We start from the raw sequence: 19,518 nt of genomic DNA on the forward strand, positions 1-19,518 counted from the left end.
CCGGCCCTGCCGCCCGGGATGCCGGGCGCCACAGGATCACTCCTGAGCCCGAACGGGACCGGCCACGGCGGCCGGCGCGCCGCGGGCAAGAGGAGCCCACAGTGTCCGCATCACCGGTCCTGACTTCCGCCTCCACCACCACCGAGCCCCGCGGGGCGCGTGCCGGCCGCGGCTGGGCCGCGTCCGGCGTCGCCGCAGCCCTCGCCGGCGGGACGGGCATCTTCCTGTCCATGAGTGTCAGCCCCGTCTACGACAGGGCCGACCCACCCACGGTCGAGTCGGTCACCGACCACCTGTCCGGCTTCGTCCCGCAGCTCATCGGGCTGCACGTCGCCACTGTCGTGTGCGCGCTCCTGCTCATCCCGTTCGCGGCGGGGCTGCACCGCCGTCTCGCCGGCCAGGCCCCGGCCCACTCCCTGCTCCCCGCGGTGGCCGCACTGGGCCTGGGCGTCCTCTCTGCGGTGCTGGTGCTCGGCTCGGGCCTGGACACCGAGTTCGTCTTCGGCCTCGGCGAGCCGGAGCTGATGGTCGCGAGCGACGTGTCGTTCTACTCGCACTGGATCGCCACCATCTCCTGGCTCTGGCTGACCGCCGGGGTCAGCGCCCTGGCGCTGGGGATCGCGGCAATCCGGCACGGCGCCGCGGGGAGGGCCCTCGGCGTGACGAGCCTGGTGCTCGGCGGCCTGATGGTGCTCTTCGGGGTGTCGCCGCTGCAGTACATGGCCGGCTTCATCGGCCCGGTGTGGCTGCTCGTCACCGCCCTGACGATGCTCCGCGGCGAACGTGCCGCGCGATAACGCCGACCACGCGGCCTGATCGTTTCTACAGTCCCCTCATGACCGATCTCCTGCCTTATGACTGAGCCGTCGGACCCCGGGCGCCCCGCGTCCGGGGTCCCGGCGTACGTCCTGGGTGCCGCCGCGTGGCTCCTCGCCCTCGGCGGCCTCGTGCTGTTCGTCGCGTCGCGTCCGCAGGTCGCCCCCGAGGACGTGTTCCTCCTCGTCGACGTCACCGTCGGGCTGGTGTACGGGGCGGTCACGGCCCTTGTGCTCGCGCGCCGGCGCCATCCCGTCGGGTACCTGCTCGCCCTCACCAGCATCGGTGGCGCGGTCTCCGCCCTCGCCGGCGGGTGGCGGGCGTTCGCGACGGCGCGTGGGCTCGAGCCGGGCGCGCTCGCCGACCCGTTCGGCTGGGCGTGGGTGCCCGGCACCCTGGCGCTTTTCCTCGTGGTGCCGTGGATGGTGCGGGAGCGGCCGCTCGGACGGGCCTGGTGGGGGCCGGCGCTCGGCGGCGTCGTGGTGACCGCGGCGCTCGCCGCCTCGGTCGCCGGCACCTTCGCGGTCCTCACGCTCGTGCTCACCGCGGCCGTCGTGTTCGGCCTGGTCACCGCGGTCGGCGTGGAGGTCCGACGGCGGCGCTCGCCGGAGCCCGAGGCTGTGGGCCTGGACTGGCTCGTCGCCGGGACGGCGGTGCTCGCCGTGTCGTTCGTCCCGATCCTCCTGCCCGAGGCCATCGTGCCCGCGTGGCTGACCCCGGCCGTGCACCTTGGGACGCAGGCGCTGTTCCCGGCCGCGATCCTCTCCGTGGTGCTCCGGCAGCGGCTGTGGGGCATCGAGCTGGCGGTCTCGCGGGCGTTGCTCGCGGGCTCCCTCACCCTCGGGCTGGCGGCGATCTACCTCACCGCGAGCGTGGTCCTGGCCCGGCTTGTGCCGGGGGAGGGGGTGGCGCGGGCGCTCGCTGCGGCGGCCGTGGTCGTCGCCGTGCAGCCCACCCGCCTGTGGCTCCAGCGCCGCCTGCGCCTGATGATCTACGGCGCCGCGCACGACCCCTGGCGCGTGGCCGGCCGGATGGGCACCCAGCTGGGCCGGGCGGCGGACCCGGACGCGTTGCTCGGCTCGCTGACCGAGAGCGTCGGCACCGCGCTGCGGCTCGAGTCGGTGACCCTCCTCGCCGGCGCCCCCGGCGGGGAGCAGGTCGTAACCCGGTGGGGGACGCCGTCGGCCGGGGCCACGCGGGTACCCCTCGTAGCGGGCAGCGAGCCGATCGGGACGCTGTCCGTGACGGCGCGCCCCGGCGAGGCGCTGGACGTCCGCACCCTGCGGGCGCTGACGGAGCTGGCGGCGGTAGTGGCCTCTGGCCTCGTGCTCACCCGGACCGCGAGCGAGCTGGAGCGCACGCGCGAGCGCCTGACCACCGCCCGCCTGCAGGAGCGGCGGGTCATCCGGCGCGAGCTGCACGACGGGCTCGGCCCATGGCTGGCCGGCTTGCGCCTGGGGCTGCGGGGCGTGGCCAACCTCCTCGCCACGGACCCGGCTGCCGCCCGGGAGATGCTCGGCGCGCTGCAGGCCGAGCTCGAGACCCGTGTCGAGGACGTCCGCACGGTGGCGCGCACGCTGCTGCCGCCCGTCCTCGAGGAGCTGGGCCTGGAACCGGCGCTGCGCGAGCTGGTGGCCCGCCACGCGGAGAACGGCTTCGACGTGCGGCTGACCTGCCGGCTCGAGCCCACGCTGCCCGGGGCGGTGGCGACCGCCGCCTACGGTATCGCCGGCGAGGCGGTGCTCAACGCGGCCCGGCACAGCGGCGCGGCGGGCTGCGACCTCGACGTCGCCGACGAGGTCGGGACGATCCGGATCACCTGTCGCGACGACGGCGTGGGATACCCCGCCGACGCCCGGGCCGGCGTCGGCACCCGCGCCATGCGCGAGCGCGCCGAGGAGCTGGGCGGCGAGCTCGAGATCCGCGATCTGGTGCCGCGCGGGACGGCGGTCGAGGCTGTGCTGCCGGTGGGGGCGCGATGACGATCCGCGTCGTGGTCGTCGACGACCACCCGGTGTTCCGCCTCGGCATGGTCGCCCTGCTCGCCTCGCTGGCGGGGGTGGAGGTGGCCGGCCAGGTGGCGGACGCTGCGCAGGCGCGCGACGCCGTCGGTCCGGGCGTGGACGTCGTCCTCATGGACCTGCACCTCGGCACCGACTCCGGGATCGAGCTGACACGCGAGCTGGTGGCGCGGGACCCGCGGCTCGCGGTCCTGGTGGTGACGATGAACGAGGACGACGAGTCCGTCGTCGCGGCGGTGCGGGTGGGCGCGCGGGGGTATCTGCTCAAGACGGCCGGGCCGGAGGAGGTGGAGCGGGCGGTGCGGGCGGTGGCCAACGGGGAGCTGATACTCGGGCCCCAGGTGGCCGCGCGCGCCATGTCGGCCCTCGTCTCAGGCCGCACCGCGGTGCGGGTGCCGTTCCCGGAGCTGACCGACCGGGAGCGCGAGGTCCTCGACCTCATGGCCCGCGGGCACGACAACACCGCCATCGCCCGCCGGCTCGTGCTCAGCCCGAAGACGGTTCGCAACCACGTGGCCAACGTCCTGGCGAAGCTGGCTGTGCCGAACCGGTCGGCGGCGATCGTCCGTGCCCGTGAGGGGGGCCTCGGCGGGGCCGGCGCAAGCTGAAGGGGCCCCTCGCGCGGCGGGTGGGTTCGGCCTCGTGTGGGGCGCGCTCGTGATCCTGGCGGTTGACGCCGCTCGGGCGAGGAGGGTGAGGGCGCCCGCGCCCGGCGTTCCCGCCCCTCAGGGACAGCTCGTCAGCTGAGGCCCGTGCCGGCGCCCACGCACACTGATCGGATCGCGATCGCGCCACAACCCCGGCCGTGAGGGGCTCGTCCCGCGCCAAAGGGCCAGGTCGCGACGAGCGTGGGGCGGCGGTTGTGGCGCGATCCACGCGCCCACCGCACCGACCGGGCCCGCCTCACCCCTACGCACTCTCCCGCGGACGGGTCGCCGGCGGTGCGGGTGGTGCCGGCGGTTCCGGTGGTGCGGGTGGTGCGGGGTGTACTCCCGCACCCGGCCCGGCCGCGCAGGTGTGACGGACGGCATGCCGCCCCGATGCGCGCCCCAGTCCCATGGCGTCGTAGTCTTGTTGAGCCGACGCGGGGTGGAGCAGCTCGGTAGCTCGCCGGGCTCATAACCCGGAGGTCGCAGGTTCAAATCCTGCCCCCGCTACGAGATCCAGGCTCGGAATCTACGGATTCCGAGCCTGGAGGCGTTTAGAGACATGATCGGGTGTCCACTTAGTGTCCACAAACCCGGTCCAGGAACCTTCTGCTGGCCGGATGTCCGGCTTGGGTACGGAGTCGCCACGTCCTGCACGGAGTGGTGCGGCGACCGCGGCACACCTACCGGGCATGGAAGGCACAGCACGAGGATTGAGTGGCGGCCTGGAGCCGCTGATGAGCATCGAGGAACTCTCGGAGTACCTCGACGTGCCGGTCAGGACGTTGTACGACTGGCGCCTCGCCGGCAAAGGGCCATGTGCCGTTCGCATCGGCCGACAGCTCCGCTACTTGGTCAGCGACATCCACGGCTGGCTACGGCAGCAGCGCGAGGCCGAGCCTGGGCGGGCGCCGGAGGCGGGGTGACCAGCGATGGGTAGGCCGCGAACACCGATCGGCACCTTCGGTGACATCACCTACGTCAAGGTCGCAGGCGGCCGGGTCCGAGCTCGCACCCGCTATCGCGATGACGACGGCCAGATTCGCCGAGTCTCGGCCACCGGTACCTCGAACAAGGACGCCGAGCGCAACCTCAAGAAAGTGCTAGCACGGAGGCCGAGTCACGTCGCCAGGGGAGAGGGGACTGGGGACACTTCCTTTGCCACACTCGTCGAGACCTGGCTGGAAGACCTCGATGCGGAGTCCAAGCTCGCGCCGAGCACGCGTGCTCTCTACGAGCGCAACATGCGTCAGCTCGTCATGCCTGCCTTCGAGCACTACGTCCTGCGGGAGATCACTGTTCGCAAGGTTGACCAGTTCATCAAGACACTGGCGACGACCAAGAGCTACAGCATGGCCAAGCAGGCGAGGACTGTCCTGAGCCTCGCCCTCGGTCTTGCCGTCCGCTACGACGCAATCGCCAAGAACCCGGTCCGCGACACGACCCGGCTCCGAAAGCCGCCGTCCCAGGCGATGGCGCTGACGGCCACGCAGGTCGAGGCGATCCGCGACGCAACTCGAGGTTGGCGGCGCGGCCCGGGCGTTCCCGGGCCACCGCCAGACGGCCAACTGGAGCAGATCATCGAGATCATGCTCGGGACGTCGGCCCGCATCGGCGAGGTGCTCGCGATCCGAAGGTGCGACGTCGACGTGATCAGTTCTCCCGCGACCGTGCGCATCTGCGGAACCATCGTGTCACCGGCAGGTAAGCCCACGCACCGACAGCCGCACCCCAAAACGGCGAAGTCAACCAGGACGGTTTCGGTACCCAGATTCACCGCCGAGGTGCTGGGTCAGCGGCTCGTCGCGATCGTCGCGGAGGACCCGGAGCACCTGATCTTCTTCACCCGCAACCACACGCCGTTGACGACCAACAACGTTCGCCGGCGTCTGCGCACCGTCCTGGACGGCGCGGGGATCTCGGGCGTGACGCCACATTCGTTCCGTCGGACCGTCGCGACGGTCATCGACCGGGCCGGCGGTGCGGATCTTGCGGCCGAGATGCTCGGTCACACCTCGTCGAAGATCACGAAGGAGCACTACATCGAGCCCGACGAGATGGTGAACCCGGTGACCGCCGAGATCCTCGAATCACTCGCTCCGCGCGAGCGAGACGACCAGAAGTGAAAGGGACGTCGCCGGTGGTGCGGACTCCGCACCACCGCTCCCTTCCCCGAAGTTGCCGATTCCAACCGAAGCGCATCGCCTGGCGACGGCGCATCCCCGGTCGTGATGACTCTTCACCACCGCACTCGTCCCCACGGTTGCCGTCGTCACCGACGTGCATCTCCTTGCTGCCGGCGTCCAGCTCACGTGTGCGATCGCGGGTTCCATGGGACTCACTCTCGCGCGGGTGCGTTACGGAGAACGTACGGGGCGCCTGACCCCGTACGCACCCCGTACGCACCATGACGGCGCACATCAGCACAGGTCAGGGTGCGTACGGGGGAAGGTCGCCGCGTGTTGGCGACCGTGCCCAGCTCCCTCCTTCCCGAGCCCTCCTTCAGCAGCTCGTCGACCAGCCTGCCCATGCCGGCGACGAACTCCGGAGGAGGCCCGTTCGACTACGAGGTGTGCAGGCTACGCCAGAGGACCCCAACGTGTTGTCCGGACCGGACCGGGGGCACTATCGGCGAAGGCCGCCCCGTGAACGGTCGCACCCGCCCAGCCATCCCCGGGCAGGCCGCGGCAGTCGTCGTTTGTGGTCCTCACACCTCTGGCACCCGAGGCGCACCGGGTGGGTGTGACGGTCTCGATGCGCGTGATCTCGGCCGGCAAGGGCTACGGGTACCTGCTCCGGTCGGTCGTGCAGGGCGACGGGGACGCCGCCCAGGCGACCGCGTTCACGCGGTACTTCACCGAGGCCGGCACCCCGCCGGGGGTGTGGATGGGCAACGGGGTCGCGTACTTCGGGGCTGGCGAGCTGCGCCCCGGTATGACGGCGACATCCCAGCAGCTTCAGACGCTCCTGGGTCGCGGCAACGACCCTGTCACGGGGGCGAACCTCGGTCAGCCCTTCCGGGAGTACCCTACGGTGGCCGAGCGCACCGCGGCGCTGGCCGCTCGCGTCGACCGGGGCCTGCCCGGCGAGGAGTTCGACGCCGAGGTGACCCGTATCCAGGCCGCGCAGGCCGCGCGGGGGCCGCAGACGGCGACCGCCGGGTTCGACCTCACGTTCTCCGTGCCCAAGTCGGTCTCCGTGCTGTGGGGCGTCGCCGACGCCAACACCCAGGAGCTCCTCGTCGCGGCGCACCACGCCGCCGTCGCCCAAGTGCTCGAGTTCTTTGAGCGGGAGGTCGCCGCCACCCGTACGGGCCATGCTGGGATCGCGCAGGTGCCCGTCGTCGGGGTCGCTGCGATGGCGTACGACCATTGGGACTCGCGCGCCAACGACCCACAGCTCCACACCCACGTCGTCGTGTCGAACAAGGTCATGACCGCCCACGACGGGCAGTGGCGCACCCTGGACAGCAGGGCCGTCCACCACTCGATCGTCGCGCTGTCCGAGCACTACAACGCCGCCCTCGCCGACCGGCTCACCGGAGCCTTCGGCCTGACCTGGGAGCGGCGCGAACGTGGCGAGGACCGCACTGCGCAGTGGGAGATCCAGGGCGTCAGTGAGGACCTTGTGGCCGAGTTCTCCAGCCGTGCCCGCGCGATCGACGTCGCCACCGACGCGAAGATCGCCGCCTACGTGATTGAGCACGGCCACCGACCCTCCGACCGGCGGATCGTGCAGCTGCGCGCCGAGGCCACCCTCGAGACCCGGCCCGAGAAGACCATCCGCGCGCTGGCCGACCTGACGACCGAGTGGCGTGCACGCGCGCGTGTAATCGTCGGGGGCGAGCCCACCGAATGGGCACGCAAGCTCACCACCACGCAGCCGGCGCAGGCCCTCACCGCGGAGTCGGTGCCGATGCACCTGATCGACCAGGCCGCCGCCCAGGTCGTCGACGCCGTCTCGGAGAAGCGGTCGACCTGGCGACACTGGAACCTGTGGGCCGAGGCCACGCGCCGCACGATGGGCTGGCGCTTCGCGACCGCCTCGGACCGCGAACGCGTCGTCGCCCTCGTCACCGACGCCGCCACCCGCCGGTCGGTCCAGCTCACCCCGGGCGAGGTCGCCACCACCCCGGCCACGATGCGGCGCGACGACGGCACCAGCATCTTGCGCCCCCGGCACTCTATCTATTACTCCAGTGAGAAACTGCTCGCCGCGGAGGACCGGCTGCTCACCCTGGCCCAGGACCACGACGCGCAACTCGTCGTCCCGCCGCACATCGTCGAGACCATGCCCGGCGCCCGTGGCGACGGCGTGGTGATCGACGGTGAGCAGGGCGCCGCGATCGGCCAGGTCCTCACCTCGGGCCGGCGCCTGGACCTGCTGGTCGGTCCGGCCGGCACCGGCAAGTCCACCGCGATGGCCGCGTTGCTGGGTGCCTGGACCGCCCGGCACGGGCCCGGGTCCGTGGTCGGCATGGCGCCGTCGGCCGCCGCCGCGCAGGTGCTCGCCGAAGACCTCGGCATCGGCTGCGACAACACCGCCAAGTGGCTCCACGACCACCACCGCGGCAAGGCAGACTTCCGCCCAGGCCAGCTCGTCATCCTCGACGAGGCCACCCTCGCCTCCACCCGCACCCTGGAGACAATCGCCACCCGCGCAGCCGCGGTCGGCGCCAAGGTCGTCCTCGTCGGCGACCCCGCCCAGCTCCAGTCCGTCGACGCCGGCGGCGCGTTCTCCATGCTCGTCCAGGACCGCGTCGGCGAACTGGCGCGGCTGGTCGAGGTGCGGCGCTTCGTCCACGAGTGGGAGAAGGACGCCTCCCTCGCCCTGCGCGACGGCGACGTGGCCGCGATCGACACGTACGAGACCCACGGGCGCGTCCGCGAGGGCACCACCGAGGCGATGATCGACGCCGCCTACCAGGCGTGGCAGGACGACCTGTCCGCCGGCCGGTCGTCCATCCTGGTGACTGAGGCCGCGGAATCGGTACGGCAGCTCAACGAGCGTGCCCGTGCCGAACGCATCCAGTCCGGCCTGACGTTCACACGGCGCGAGGTCGCGCTGCGCGACGAGGCCCGCGCGTCCGTGGGCGATGTGATCATCACGCGCCGCAACGACCGTCGGCTGCGCACCGGCGAAGGCACCTGGGTTTGCAACGGCGACCGCTGGACCGTCACCGCCGTCGGACGCGGCGAGACGATCGACGTCCGCCGAGTCGGCGATCTCAGCGGGGTGAGCGTGACGCTTCCGGCCGGCTACGTCGCCCGGCACGTCGACCTCGGCTACGCCGTCACCGCCCACCGCGCCCAGGGCATGACCGTCGACACCGCGCACGTGGTCGTCTCCCCGTCCACCACCCGCGAGAACCTGTACGTGTCCATGACCCGCGGCCGACGCGCCAACACCGCCTACGTCGCCCTCGACAAGCCCGACCCGCTGCACACCACCCCGGCCGACACCGAGACCTCCGCACGCACAGTGCTGTTCGGCGTGCTCAACCACTCCGGGCTCGAGCTCTCCGCCCGCCAGACCATCGCCGCCGAGCAGGAGCGGTGGACGAGCATCGGGCAGCTCGCGGCCGAGTACGAGACCATCGTCGCCACCGCCCAGCAAGGTCGCTGGACGCGGCTCGTGACCGACGCGCTCGTCGGAAAGGGCGGGCTCACGATCGCCGACGCTAGCCAGGTCATCGCCTCCGCAGCCTTCGCCGTCCTCGCAGGGGGGCTGCGCCGCGCCGAGGCCAACCGCCATGACGTCGACACCCTGCTGCCGCGCCTGGTCGCCCAGCGCACGCTGCTCGACGCCGACGACATCGCCGCCGTCCTCACCGCCCGCCTCGCCCGAGCCACGCGACGGCCCCCACGCGGGACGACCCCGGATCTCGTCGCCGGACTCCTCCCGGCCGCCACCGGCCCACTGCCCGCCGACGCCGCCCGCGCGCTGACCGAACGCCGCGAGCTCATCGAGACCCGCGCCCGCACCCTCACCGAGGCTGCGATCCGCGATCGGGCGCCCTGGGTGTACCGCATCGGTGAGCGGCCAGCCGGCGCAAGCGACCGCGAGCAGTGGCTCGCCGAGCTGACCGTCGTCGCCGCCTACCGCGACCGGTACGCCATCACCTCCGCCGCGCCACTCGGCGCTTCGACCCAGACCCTCGCCCAGGAACGCGACCGGCGCCGAGCCGCCGAAGCCCTGCGCCGCGCCGCGGCCATCGCCCAAACCCGGAGGACTCGACCGAGTGGTGCGCGCAACCTCGGGCGCAGCCTCTGAGACCGCCCAGGTTTCGACCGGGATCGCACGCATCAGCAGGCACACCTTGTCTTGGGCCAGGCGCACCTTGAGGGGATCCCGTTGACCCACACGTACACCTAATCGACTCCGGCCAGCGACCGCGGGTTGAACGCGGCCGCCTCCTCCTGCCACTGCTCGGCCAGCGGGTGATCGTCTTGGCCGACAACCCGGCGGAGTCGAGGAACTGCTCCAACGCCGGAGCGAAGTCACTGCTGGACAGCCCGTGCAGGTACAGCAACGGCAACACCTCCGCCACCCGCGGGGATCTGCGCGCCCACGCAGGCAGGATCGCCGAGGCGAACCGCGGCCGCTCACCCGTGGCCTCATCGGTGCGCTTGTCGTTGACCCGCGGCGCCCGTACCGGCACCGCGTCGGCCGCCGTGGTCACCTCCCGCTCGCCGTGATAGCCGTTGCGCACCACCAGCCGGTGGCCGTACTCGTCGACCTCGCCGGAGTGGGTCTCGATGTAGGCGGCGACCTCGGCCTGCAACGCCGCCGCCAGCAGCGCGCGCGCCCGCGCGCCCTCGCGCCCTCGCGAACGACGGGCGCGGCGGAAGAGCGCCCGGCACCGCTCACAGCGGGCACAAAGGAGGCTCCGGCCGACGCTTCCCACTCGCTGGCGGTGAGCTGAGCCCTTGCGCTGCGTGTCGCACGGCCGCTACCTGGTCATAGTGAGAAGATGATGACGTGATCCACGTTCGTCGGTAGGAGTCCGCTTGAGCGCGTTCGATGAGATAGGTCAGCGCGCAGATGCGGGTGGACCTCAAACCATCGCTTTGCTCCGTCGGCTTGGCGCTCAGGTCACGCGTACCTCGTCCTTTCCACCCCCGACTGGGCACCGCAGCTGGAGCGCCGAAGCAGTCGATGACCTGCTTGCCGACATGTTCTCAAAGGCCTCGCCCCGCGGCCAGGTTTTCGTCCTCGCCTGCTATCTGAAAGCGACGGACCAGGCATCACTCGAGCGGCTCATCTTGGCCAGCATCCGCAACTTCCTGATCGATCAGGCCAAGGGAACCGAGCGCGGCAAACTCCGCCGCCGTCTCGACACTCTCCTCAGCGATGATGCTCGTTTCGCGCGACCACCCGGACTTGCGGACATTTGGGCCTGGGCGCTCCTCCATCGCGCCATGGGCCTGTGGCAAGGTGACCTGGAGGAACTGCATCAAGCCGCGGCGCGGGTCCGCGGCTACCAGATTCTTGCCTGGAACACGGCGGGACGAACCCCGAAGCACACGGTGGTAGCACTCACGGAGGTCTCCTACGGCGTAATCGACCACGCCGACGGTGCCGTCCGAGACCAGGACCTCGCCGCGGTCATCGAGCGCCGATTCGCACTCCTTGCACCACCGGTCTTCATTGAGATTCCCGACGGTTCCTTCACCGCGGCCGCGCTCGCCGGGTTCACCGCCAGTGACGACCCAACTGCGGAGTTGACGGTGCGAGAACAAGCTGAACATCTTTGGCTCACGCTCAGCGCGGAAGAACAAGATCTGCTGCCTGTACTGGGGCAGAGCCTGGACTCCCGGCAGGCCGCCACCGGCATGGGACGCGCGGCGACACAAGCGCTGAGCGCGGCTCTGACTGATCGGCTAAGGCTGGCCACCGTTGATGACCGGCATCGCGAGGACATCATTCTGCACCTGGCAGCGCTCGCACGCACCAACAATGAATCACGTCGTCTGTCCCAGGTGGGACCGCACCTAGCGGGGTCAGCCGGAGAGGAGTTGAGGTGACTGGTGATGCTGCACGTCCGCAGTCGAAGCTTGAAGTAGCCGCCTCAAGCGTCACTGTTCCGGCCGAGGTGCGCGCGGCGTGGACCGGGGTCGCGCCGGGGCTGACTGTTGGGCAAATCTGGCGCGCACGCTGGGACGACCAGGTCCAACTCGTCGTCATCCTCGGCGCCGACCGGCGCCCCACAGCAATCCCTCTGTCATTCGACCTCGACTACACCGACTCCACCACGACGCCGATCGCGGCTGCGGCCAACCCGTTCAACGTTCCGGTGATCGTCTGGTCCGGGCTCGCCCAGGCCCTCCCCCTCGTCGTCTTCGACCGCTTCGCCGGTCAGCTGTCCCCAGAGGTCACCGCCTCGCTGGCCTCGGAGCCGGCACGATCCGCCGAGGATCGTTCACTGCCGCACCCGGTACGCGTGTATCGAGCGTTGCTCGAAGACGCGATGGGGGAACTCTCGGCTGCGCGCTGGTACGAGAGCGGGTCGGGTGACTTGAGTGCGATACTGCACCGGGCCGACCTGACGGTTCAGGACGTCGCAGCAGCCCTCGGAGCGACACCGCAGAGGGCGTTGGCAATCTGGCGTGGCCAATTGGCGCTGAGCCACGAGGAGGCGGAGAAGGTCGCTCCGTTGATCGGCGAGTCAGCCGAAACCCTGTTGGCGGCGAACCCTGCGCCACCAGCGGACCTCGTCGCCTCCCTGGAACAACCGGTGCGTCATCGCCTGGTTCTGGCCTACGCCGCCAGGCGCAGCGTGAAGGTCCCTACCGCTTACCGAGACCTCGCGTACCAAACCTGGGCTCTCGCCGCGCGGCAGACCGGTCAGAAGACGACGAACTGGAACCTTCGGCTCGACACCCTCTTTGCGGCGGTGCTCGATGAACCCTGACCGTCACCGCCCAATCAGTGTGCCCAGGAACCAGGTCATCGCACAGGTGACGGCCATGCTCGACTACATCGACGCATCCGACCCAGGCATCCGCTCGCGGCTGTTCGACGACGTCTTGAGCACGTTGGCAAGCAGAGACGAGATCGATGTGCGTTTGGTCCCCGATCAGGAAGTCGACGGATCTGGATGCAGTGTGGCCGGCGGGTACCTCGCCGACCACACGCCGCCCGTTCTCGTCATCTCAGAATCAGCCAGCCGTGGTCGACGGGCCTTCACCGCGTTGCACGAGTACGGCCATCACCTCCAGCAGAGTGTCTTCGACCTCATGGAAGGCCTAACACAGCAACCCGACGGCGGCCTCGCGTTGGAGGACGCGGCCTGTGACACTTTCGCCTCCGCCATCTTGCTGCCCAAAGAGCTGGTCAAGAAGCACATCGGGGACCGAGGCCCGTCAGCGGACACCGCGCTGTCGCTGTGGCACGCCGCGCCGCAAGTCTCCCGGGCGGCCGTCTGCGTCCGTGCTGCCCTGACGCTCCAGACCCCGGGTCACGTGACGCTCCTCGACGAGAACGGCGTCGTCGTCTTCTCCTCCTCCCGCGAGCTTCCCCCGCTGCATCGAGGCAGCGACCAATCTCGAGTGAGCATCGTGGCCGCCGCACGACAGGCGCCCATGCGTATCCTCGACGGCGAGGCGGAGTTCTTCTACCGCGACGGCATCCGCGGTCAGGCACTGTATGCGCAGGCAGCCGACATGGGCGGCATGACCGTCATCGTCTCCGTGACCGAACGGGCGGCCTGGCGGAAGCTGTCCTTGCCACGGAAGGACAACGGCCCCAAAGGCGTGTTCCGAATCTGTGAACATGGCGCGTGTGGACACGAGTTCCGCACGTTTGAGCGCCCATGCGAGCAGTGCAGTGTCCCGAGGTGTCCAGAATGCGGACAGTGCAACTGCGGCTTCCGGCTGCGGGAACGCACCTGCCCGTCGTGTTACCTGGTGAAAGCCGCCCATCTCTTCGACGACACCACCGGAGCCTGCCAAGACTGCTCCTGAACAGGGCGGCGGCTGAAAGCGAAATACGTCGTCTGCCCTCGGTAGAGCATCGAAGTGATGCTTCGCGCGGGACTCGACGCCGGGAGAGTCACCAGCTCACTGCTCCCGGCGAGAAGAACATCATGACAACCATCAGCCCGACCATCACCCTTGAACAAATCGTCAACCAGGCCCGCCGCAGGATCGAGGTCTCCGACGCCGAACTCGACGAAGCACGAAAGCGCCGCGCTGCTATCGGCGCTGCGCTCCGCAACGAGTTCAGCGGCAGCCGCACCTACGTCAACGGCAGCATCGCTCACGGGGATGCGCTGACCCCACTGACAGACGTCGACCTCGGCGTCGTGGTGCCCAATCCCGACCACGAGTACGGTCCGGGCAAGCGCGGGCCGAAGGACCTCAAGGAGCGCGCCGCAGACGCTATCCGTGCCGGCCTCAAAGAGGAATACGGTGATCTCGCCGTCGAAGTCAAGGGCCGCAAGCGCTCCATCCTCGTGCGATTCCGCGACCCGGTTGCCCCGGGACAACCCGACTTCACCGCCGACGTGATCGTCGCCATCGACAACCCTGACGGCGCCGGCCTCTACATCCCTCGATTCGATAGCTGGGACCGCTCGCACCCCGAGAAGCACACCGAACTCGTGAGAATCGCGAACACGAGCACCGACGCCTGCTTCGCCCGGATCGTGCGACTGCTGAAGCACTGGAACCGGAGCAACGGCAAGCCGCTGTGCTCCTGGAACATCAAGGCCCTCGCACTCAACTGTGTCGATGCCCCCACTGCGCTAATCCCGGGTCTACGCGCATGGTTCGACTTCGCGATCAAGGAACTCTCTCGCGGCGAGACACCTGATCCTGCCGGGGTCGCGGAGAAGCCCATCAAGCTCAACGGCATCCGCACCGAAGTGATCCGTCGGCTCACGCGCGCACTGGAGAAGCTCGACCGCGCGATCGAGTACGAGAAGACCGGCTACATCGCCCTCGCCCACAACGACCTCGCCAAGTTCTTCAACGACCCCAAGATGCTGCCCGCCCCGGACCCCATTGCGGTGATGCAGGAAGAAGCCCGGCGGATCACCGCGCAGAAGGCCAAGGACAGCAAGACGTTCGGTACCCCCGCCCTCCTCACCGGCACCGGCGCCTCCGCGGGCCGCGAACGCGGAAACGTACGCTCATGGGGAGCCTGAGCCCACGGTGGTACGGGGCCGACCCGGCGTGGGCACTCCCGTTCCAGCGCGACGCGAGACGCCACTACGGCCCAGCGGTCACCGTCACCTTGCGGCCCTACAACCTCCTCTACCGCCACGAGGGACTCCATATCCCAGGGCGTGACGGACCCGTCCCCGTAGAGGTCCGATTCGAAGCCCGGCCTCTCTACGACACCTACGGGCTTTCGCCTCAGGACTATCCACGGGTGTTCGCCGACCCCGGATTGGCCTCGCCCCACCGCATGCCCGACGACAGCCTCTGCCTGTTCTACCCCGGCGATCCACGCGAACGAAGATGGATGGCGGACGACGGGCTGCTCGCTCTCCTGAATCTCGCCGGCGACCACCTGTTCTTCGAGACCTACTGGCGCCACACCGGAGGCCACCAAGGCGGCACGTGGCTGGCGCCGGAAGCACCGCACGGCTATCAAGGTGGCAGGCCATGACGCCGACCCAGCTGCCCGCTACCGAAGCGACCCTCGCGATCGAGCCGCTCAGCTGGGACGGCATCGCAACCGTCCTCGCCGCAGTCCTTGCCGCGATCGTCGCCGTCCTCGGCTACAGCATCCAGCAAAGGATCGCGCGAAAGGAGCGCCGGGCCGTGATCTACAGCGAAGCGCTGCGCGCGGTTGAGGACTACCTGGAAGCGCCATACCTCGTGCGCCGCCGCGACGGGTCCACCTCCGCACGCCAGACCATCACCACCCACATCAGCGAAATCCAATCCAGGCTGTCCTACTACTGCGCCCTGCTCGACATCCACGCGCACTCCGAGATCAGCACGGCATACCGCACGCTGGTGTCCGCGGCGCGAGCCGAAGGCGGCAAGGCGATGTCACAGGCGTGGAAGAGCCGGCCCACACGACGTGATGGCGGAGTTCCCATCGGCGCCCGCTACAACCGCTCCCGCAGTGATGATGCGCGCAAGGGCTACATCGAAGCGATCCGACATCGAGACGCTTGATCACCGTGTCGGACGCCCCTCGCCCACACCCATCAGCTCGCAAAGATGAACCGCGCCGGGTTCAGTGGAGAGTTGTGTGTGCTTCGGCGGCGGTCGCCGGCGAAGGGGTGGGGGCAGCGCAGTAGGCGTGCTCGTACCGAACAAGAAGACGACCACGACCGTCGCCAACGACGAGTTCACCGTCCGCGAGTACATCGCCTTCGCCCCGATGTGGCAGACATACCAGCAGTTCTTCGCCACCAACGGCGACAAGGTGCCCGCCCGTTTCAGCCGCCACGCGACGGCGCACGCGGTGAGCGCGCACCAGTACAGCCGGCGAAACGCGGAGCAGGCTCTGATGTTCGCCTGCAGCCTGCTCTACCGGCTCGGCGAGGAGGCGGATCGGTAGCGGAATTCGGCCATCTCCTCGGTCTGGTCTACGCGAACGCGTGTCGGTGCTCGCCGATAGGGTGAGGAACGTACAGAAATCGCCGGTCTAGCCGGCACGTTCAGCGCCGACCAGATCCGGAGAATCACCAGCCGTGTCAGTCCTTTCGAGCTTCGTGTGGAGTGTCGCCGACACCCTGCGCGGTCCCTACGCCGAGGCCGAGTATGGCTCGGTGATCCTGCCGTTCACGGTGCTGCGCCGCCTGGAGTGCGTGATGGAGCCGCACCGCGAGGCGATGGCCGAGATCGTCGCGAAGTACCCCGGCGAGCAGCAGCGGCGCACGCACCTGAAGATCGCCACCCGCACCGAGGACAGCGCCGGACTGTCGTTCTGGACCACCAGTGCCTACACGCTGAAGAAGGCGCTGCAGGACCCGGACAACCTGGCCGAGAACCTCATCGACTACGTGGGCGGGTTTTCCGCGAACCTCGACGTGTTCAAGTCCTTCGGCTTCGAGAACGTCATCCGCACCCTCGACGAGCGCGACCGCCTGGCCCAGGTCGTCCGCCACTTCGACAGGATCGACCTGTCTCCCGATGCCGTCTCGAACGCGGACATGGGGGACCTGTTCGAGAACCTCATCTACCGGTTCGCCGAGTCCGCCAACGACGGTGCCGGCCAGTTCTACACGCCCCGCGACGTCGTGAGGCTCCTAGTCGATCTGGTCTACGCCGAGGACACCGAGGCGCTGCGGGACCGCGGTACCGTGCGGTCGATCTACGACCCGACCGTCGGCACCGGCGGCATGCTGACCGTCGCCGACGAGCACCTGCACGGGCTCAACCCGGACGCCTCCACGGCCCTGTTCGGGCAGGAGATCAACCCGCGCACCTACGCGATCTGCAAGGCGGATCTCCTGATCAAGGGCCAGGACCCGTCGAACGTCCGGCAGGGAGACACGCTCGTGGTCGACCGGTTCGAGGACCGCCGCTTCGACTACGTGCTCTCCAATCCGCCATTCGGGACCGACTGGAAGGCCGTCGAGTCGGACGTGAAGAACGAGCACGCGCGTGGGGGACAGGGGCGCTTCATGCCGGGGCTCCCGGCCGTCGGCGACGCCGCGATGCTGTTCCTGCTGCACGTCGCGTCGAAGATGCGCGACGTCGACGACAGCGGCCGCGGCGGCAAGGCCGGCATCGTCCTCAACGGCTCGCCGCTCTTCAACGGCGGCGCGGGCTCCGGGCCATCGGACATCCGCGGCCACATGCTTGAGAACGACATGGTCGAGGCGATCGTCGCCCTGCCGAACGACATGTTCTACAACACCGGCATCGCCACGTACCTGTGGATCCTGTCGAACGCCAAACCCGATGAGCGCGTGGGCAGGTTGCAGCTGATCGACGCCACGGGGCTGGGGTCGAAGCTGCGCAAGTCGATCGGCTCCAAGCGCGTCGAGATCGCCGAGAAGGGCCGCGAGGCGATCGTGCGCGCCTTCGCCGGGACCGAGAGCGAGGACGATGAAACCACGGTGCCGGTGAAGGTGTTCGACAACCTCGACTTCGCCTACTGGAGCGTGACCGTCGAGCGCCCGCTCCAGCTGCGCTTCGCGTGCACCCCAGAGGCGATCAGCGCCGTGTCTGAGCACAGGACGCTCGGCAAGATCACCGGGCTGACCGATGCCCTCGAGTCCTTCGGCGACGAGCCGTACCTGAACCGCGAGAAGTTCAACCGCGAGCTCGGCAAGCACCTCGGTGACCAGGGACTCCGCCTGACCACGGCGCGGCGCAAGACCCTGTGGCAGACCATCGGCGTCCACGACGAGACCGCGGACGTCTGCGTGTACGCCTCGGGTGCGCAGAGGGGCGAGCCGGAGCCGGACGCGGCGCTCCGTGACACAGAGAACGTGCCCTTCGGATGGGGGGGCCACCCGAAGACCCACGAGGCGCTCGAGGAGACCGTGCAGGCGTACTTCGACGCCGAGGTGAAGCCGCACGTCGACGACGCCTGGATCGACTGGTCGAAGACGAAGACCGGCTACGAGATCCCGTTCACCCGGCACTTTTACTCCTACGAGCCGCCAAGGCCGCTCGACGAGATCGACGCCGATCTCGAGAGGGTCGTCGGCGAGATCATGACGTTGCTCCGCGAGGTGGAAGCGTGAGCGTCGTAGTCCCGGATGCCGTTGCCGAGCGCGTTCACAAGTGGCTTGGAGACATTCCGGCCGGTTGGAGCGGGGCTCGACTGTTCGAGGTCGCAGACGCGTGGACGAGCAACGTAGACAAACACACAGTCGAGGGGCAGCCCTCGGTCCGGCTCTGCAACTACGTGGACGTCTACAAGAACGACTCCATCGTCGACTCACTCGACTTCATGGCCGCTTCCGCGACGCATGACCAGATTAGGAAGTTTCGAATCCGCCAAGGTGACACCCTCATCACCAAGGACTCCGAGACTGCGGACGACATCGGCGTCCCGGCCTTCGTCGAGTACGAAGCCGAAGACCTCGTCTGCGGCTACCACTTGGCCATCATCCGGCCCCACGGGCGAAAGGTCGTTCCGAGGTTCCTCTATTGGGCGCTTGATTCGGAGCCCATCGCCCGTCAGTGGAGTGTCACCGCCGCAGGCGTGACTCGTGTCGGTATCCGCAGCACCGACCTCAACAAGGTTACGATCCCGCTCCCGCCGCCCGACGAGCAGCGCGCCATCGCCGACTACCTGGACCACGAGACGGCCCAGATCGACGTGCTCGTCGCCAAGCAGGAGGAGTTCGTCGGGCTGCTGCAAGAGCGCCGAGGTGCTGTCCGGGACAAACTGATGACCGCTGGTGTCGTGCAAGGTCGGAGCGTCGAAGCAACCGGAAGCGCCTGGCTCTCGGAACTGCCGCGTGGCTGGCGGGCCGTTCCCACGCGACGCCTGCTTGAACTTGGGCCCTCCAATGGCGTCTCACCCGAGGCAGGCCGCGTCGGCGATCTGCGCTCGTTGTCGATCGGTGCGGTCCGCAATGGGCGGGTGAGACTCGCAGACGACGTCACGAAGTACGTCGACCGAGCCGCGGTGAGTGACATTTCGCGTCTGCGCCTTGAACCTGGTGACGTGCTCATCGTTCGCGGCAACGGCAACATCAGTTTGGTCGGACGGGCGGGGCTGGTCGGCGACGAATTCGGCCAACAGGAGTACATCTATCCCGACCTCTTGATCAGAATCCGCACAACTCCCGACATGCTTCCCGAGTTCTTCGTTGCTGCGTTCGACGCGCCCGCGAGTCGAGCACAGATCGAGCTGTTGGCGCGGACGACAGTGGGAACCTTCAAGGTTTCAGCTGCTGATGTCAAATCCATCGTCTTGCCACGTCCGCCTATAGATGAGCAGCACGCGATCGTCGAGCACATCAACGAGCAGACCACCCGCATCGATGCCCTGATCGCGAAGGCCGAGGAGCACATCGTCCTCGCCAAGGAGCGGCGCTCGGCGCTGGTCACGGCGGCGGTGACGGGGCAGATCGACGTACGCACGGCACGGAAGGCGAGCTGAAC

Annotated in this window: 15 protein-coding genes, 1 tRNA gene and 1 pseudogene; 16 read left to right on the forward strand and 1 reads right to left on the reverse strand. The window is 69.3% G+C overall.

What is annotated here, in order from left to right:
* Nucleotides 1-101 precede the first annotated feature (101 nt).
* From EJK16_RS19440 to mobF, 7 genes are all read left to right on the forward strand, one after another.
* Nucleotides 102-797 carry a hypothetical protein gene (locus tag EJK16_RS19440; protein ID WP_164737168.1) on the forward strand — a complete coding sequence of 232 codons (696 nt, stop codon included), beginning with the start codon at nucleotides 102-104 and terminating at the stop codon, nucleotides 795-797.
* Nucleotides 798-854: 57 nt separating this feature from the next.
* Nucleotides 855-2,798 (forward strand): histidine kinase, encoded by a 1,944-nt coding sequence (locus EJK16_RS01335; protein WP_127125580.1) that lies wholly within the window; start codon nucleotides 855-857, stop codon nucleotides 2,796-2,798.
* Entirely contained in the window at nucleotides 2,795-3,445 is a 651-nt protein-coding gene (locus EJK16_RS20490; RefSeq protein ID WP_127125582.1) for a response regulator transcription factor, read from the forward strand. The genes EJK16_RS01335 and EJK16_RS20490 overlap by 4 nt, the downstream gene beginning before the upstream one ends.
* A 475-nt stretch (nucleotides 3,446-3,920) precedes the next feature.
* Nucleotides 3,921-3,994, forward strand: a tRNA-Met gene (locus EJK16_RS01345).
* A 227-nt stretch (nucleotides 3,995-4,221) separates the two neighbouring features.
* Entirely contained in the window at nucleotides 4,222-4,410 is a 189-nt protein-coding gene (locus tag EJK16_RS01350; RefSeq protein ID WP_127125584.1) for a helix-turn-helix domain-containing protein, read from the forward strand.
* A 6-nt stretch (nucleotides 4,411-4,416) separates the two neighbouring features.
* On the forward strand, nucleotides 4,417-5,610 hold the full coding sequence (locus tag EJK16_RS01355) for a tyrosine-type recombinase/integrase (RefSeq protein WP_127125586.1): 1,194 nt from the start codon (nucleotides 4,417-4,419) through the stop codon (nucleotides 5,608-5,610).
* 610 nt (nucleotides 5,611-6,220) lie between these two features.
* Nucleotides 6,221-9,757, forward strand: a complete 3,537-nt coding sequence (gene mobF, locus EJK16_RS01360; protein ID WP_240645704.1) for a MobF family relaxase — start codon at nucleotides 6,221-6,223, stop codon at nucleotides 9,755-9,757.
* A 30-nt stretch (nucleotides 9,758-9,787) separates the two neighbouring features.
* Here the strand turns inward: mobF and EJK16_RS01365 are convergent.
* Nucleotides 9,788-10,292 (reverse strand): annotated as a pseudogene (locus EJK16_RS01365) (transposase); the annotation flags it as partial.
* 202 nt (nucleotides 10,293-10,494) lie between these two features.
* On the opposite strand from EJK16_RS01365, the gene EJK16_RS01370 reads away from it, so the two are divergent.
* The 9 genes from EJK16_RS01370 to EJK16_RS01410 all read left to right on the forward strand — a co-directional run bounded on the left by EJK16_RS01370 (nucleotide 10,495) and on the right by EJK16_RS01410 (nucleotide 19,516).
* Nucleotides 10,495-11,511 (forward strand): hypothetical protein, encoded by a 1,017-nt coding sequence (locus EJK16_RS01370; protein ID WP_127125588.1) that lies wholly within the window; start codon nucleotides 10,495-10,497, stop codon nucleotides 11,509-11,511.
* Entirely contained in the window at nucleotides 11,508-12,398 is an 891-nt protein-coding gene (locus tag EJK16_RS01375; RefSeq protein WP_127125590.1) for a hypothetical protein, read from the forward strand. Before EJK16_RS01370 ends, EJK16_RS01375 begins: the two co-directional genes overlap by 4 nt.
* A gap of 55 nt (nucleotides 12,399-12,453) precedes the next feature.
* Nucleotides 12,454-13,449, forward strand: coding sequence for an ImmA/IrrE family metallo-endopeptidase (locus EJK16_RS01380; protein WP_164737169.1), 996 nt, complete (start codon nucleotides 12,454-12,456; stop codon nucleotides 13,447-13,449).
* 122 nt (nucleotides 13,450-13,571) lie between these two features.
* Nucleotides 13,572-14,633, forward strand: coding sequence for a nucleotidyltransferase (locus EJK16_RS01385; protein WP_127125594.1), 1,062 nt, complete (start codon nucleotides 13,572-13,574; stop codon nucleotides 14,631-14,633).
* Between the two features lie 227 nt (nucleotides 14,634-14,860).
* Complete coding sequence (locus tag EJK16_RS19985) at nucleotides 14,861-15,100, forward strand: hypothetical protein (protein ID WP_240645705.1); 240 nt, start codon at nucleotides 14,861-14,863, stop codon at nucleotides 15,098-15,100.
* Nucleotides 15,097-15,618, forward strand: a complete 522-nt coding sequence (locus tag EJK16_RS01395) for a hypothetical protein (RefSeq protein WP_127125599.1) — start codon at nucleotides 15,097-15,099, stop codon at nucleotides 15,616-15,618. The genes EJK16_RS19985 and EJK16_RS01395 overlap by 4 nt, the downstream gene beginning before the upstream one ends.
* 127 nt (nucleotides 15,619-15,745) lie before the next feature.
* Nucleotides 15,746-16,006, forward strand: a complete 261-nt coding sequence (locus tag EJK16_RS01400) for a hypothetical protein (protein WP_127125601.1) — start codon at nucleotides 15,746-15,748, stop codon at nucleotides 16,004-16,006.
* Between the two features lie 133 nt (nucleotides 16,007-16,139).
* A complete protein-coding gene (locus tag EJK16_RS01405; protein WP_127125603.1) occupies nucleotides 16,140-18,146 on the forward strand; it encodes a class I SAM-dependent DNA methyltransferase in 2,007 nt (668 codons plus the stop codon).
* Nucleotides 18,143-19,516: a restriction endonuclease subunit S gene (locus EJK16_RS01410; RefSeq protein WP_127125605.1), complete on the forward strand. Its 1,374-nt coding sequence runs from the start codon at nucleotides 18,143-18,145 to the stop codon at nucleotides 19,514-19,516. The genes EJK16_RS01405 and EJK16_RS01410 overlap by 4 nt, the downstream gene beginning before the upstream one ends.
* Nucleotides 19,517-19,518: the final 2 nt, after the last annotated feature.

It is taken from the genome of Georgenia sp. SYP-B2076, from assembly GCF_003991205.1.
GTDB lineage: Bacteria > Actinomycetota > Actinomycetes > Actinomycetales > Actinomycetaceae > Georgenia.

Coding starts and splice junctions, on each gene's coding strand:
- EJK16_RS01335 (WP_127125580.1), top strand. CDS start 855: ATGACTGAGCCGTCGGACCCCGGGCGCCCCGCGTCCGGGGTCCCGGCG.
- EJK16_RS20490 (WP_127125582.1), top strand. CDS start 2,795: ATGACGATCCGCGTCGTGGTCGTCGACGACCACCCGGTGTTCCGCCTC.
- EJK16_RS01350 (WP_127125584.1), top strand. CDS start 4,222: ATGAGCATCGAGGAACTCTCGGAGTACCTCGACGTGCCGGTCAGGACG.
- EJK16_RS01355 (WP_127125586.1), top strand. CDS start 4,417: ATGGGTAGGCCGCGAACACCGATCGGCACCTTCGGTGACATCACCTAC.
- EJK16_RS01380 (WP_164737169.1), top strand. CDS start 12,454: ATGCTCGACTACATCGACGCATCCGACCCAGGCATCCGCTCGCGGCTG.
- EJK16_RS01385 (WP_127125594.1), top strand. CDS start 13,572: ATGACAACCATCAGCCCGACCATCACCCTTGAACAAATCGTCAACCAG.
- EJK16_RS01395 (WP_127125599.1), top strand. CDS start 15,097: ATGACGCCGACCCAGCTGCCCGCTACCGAAGCGACCCTCGCGATCGAG.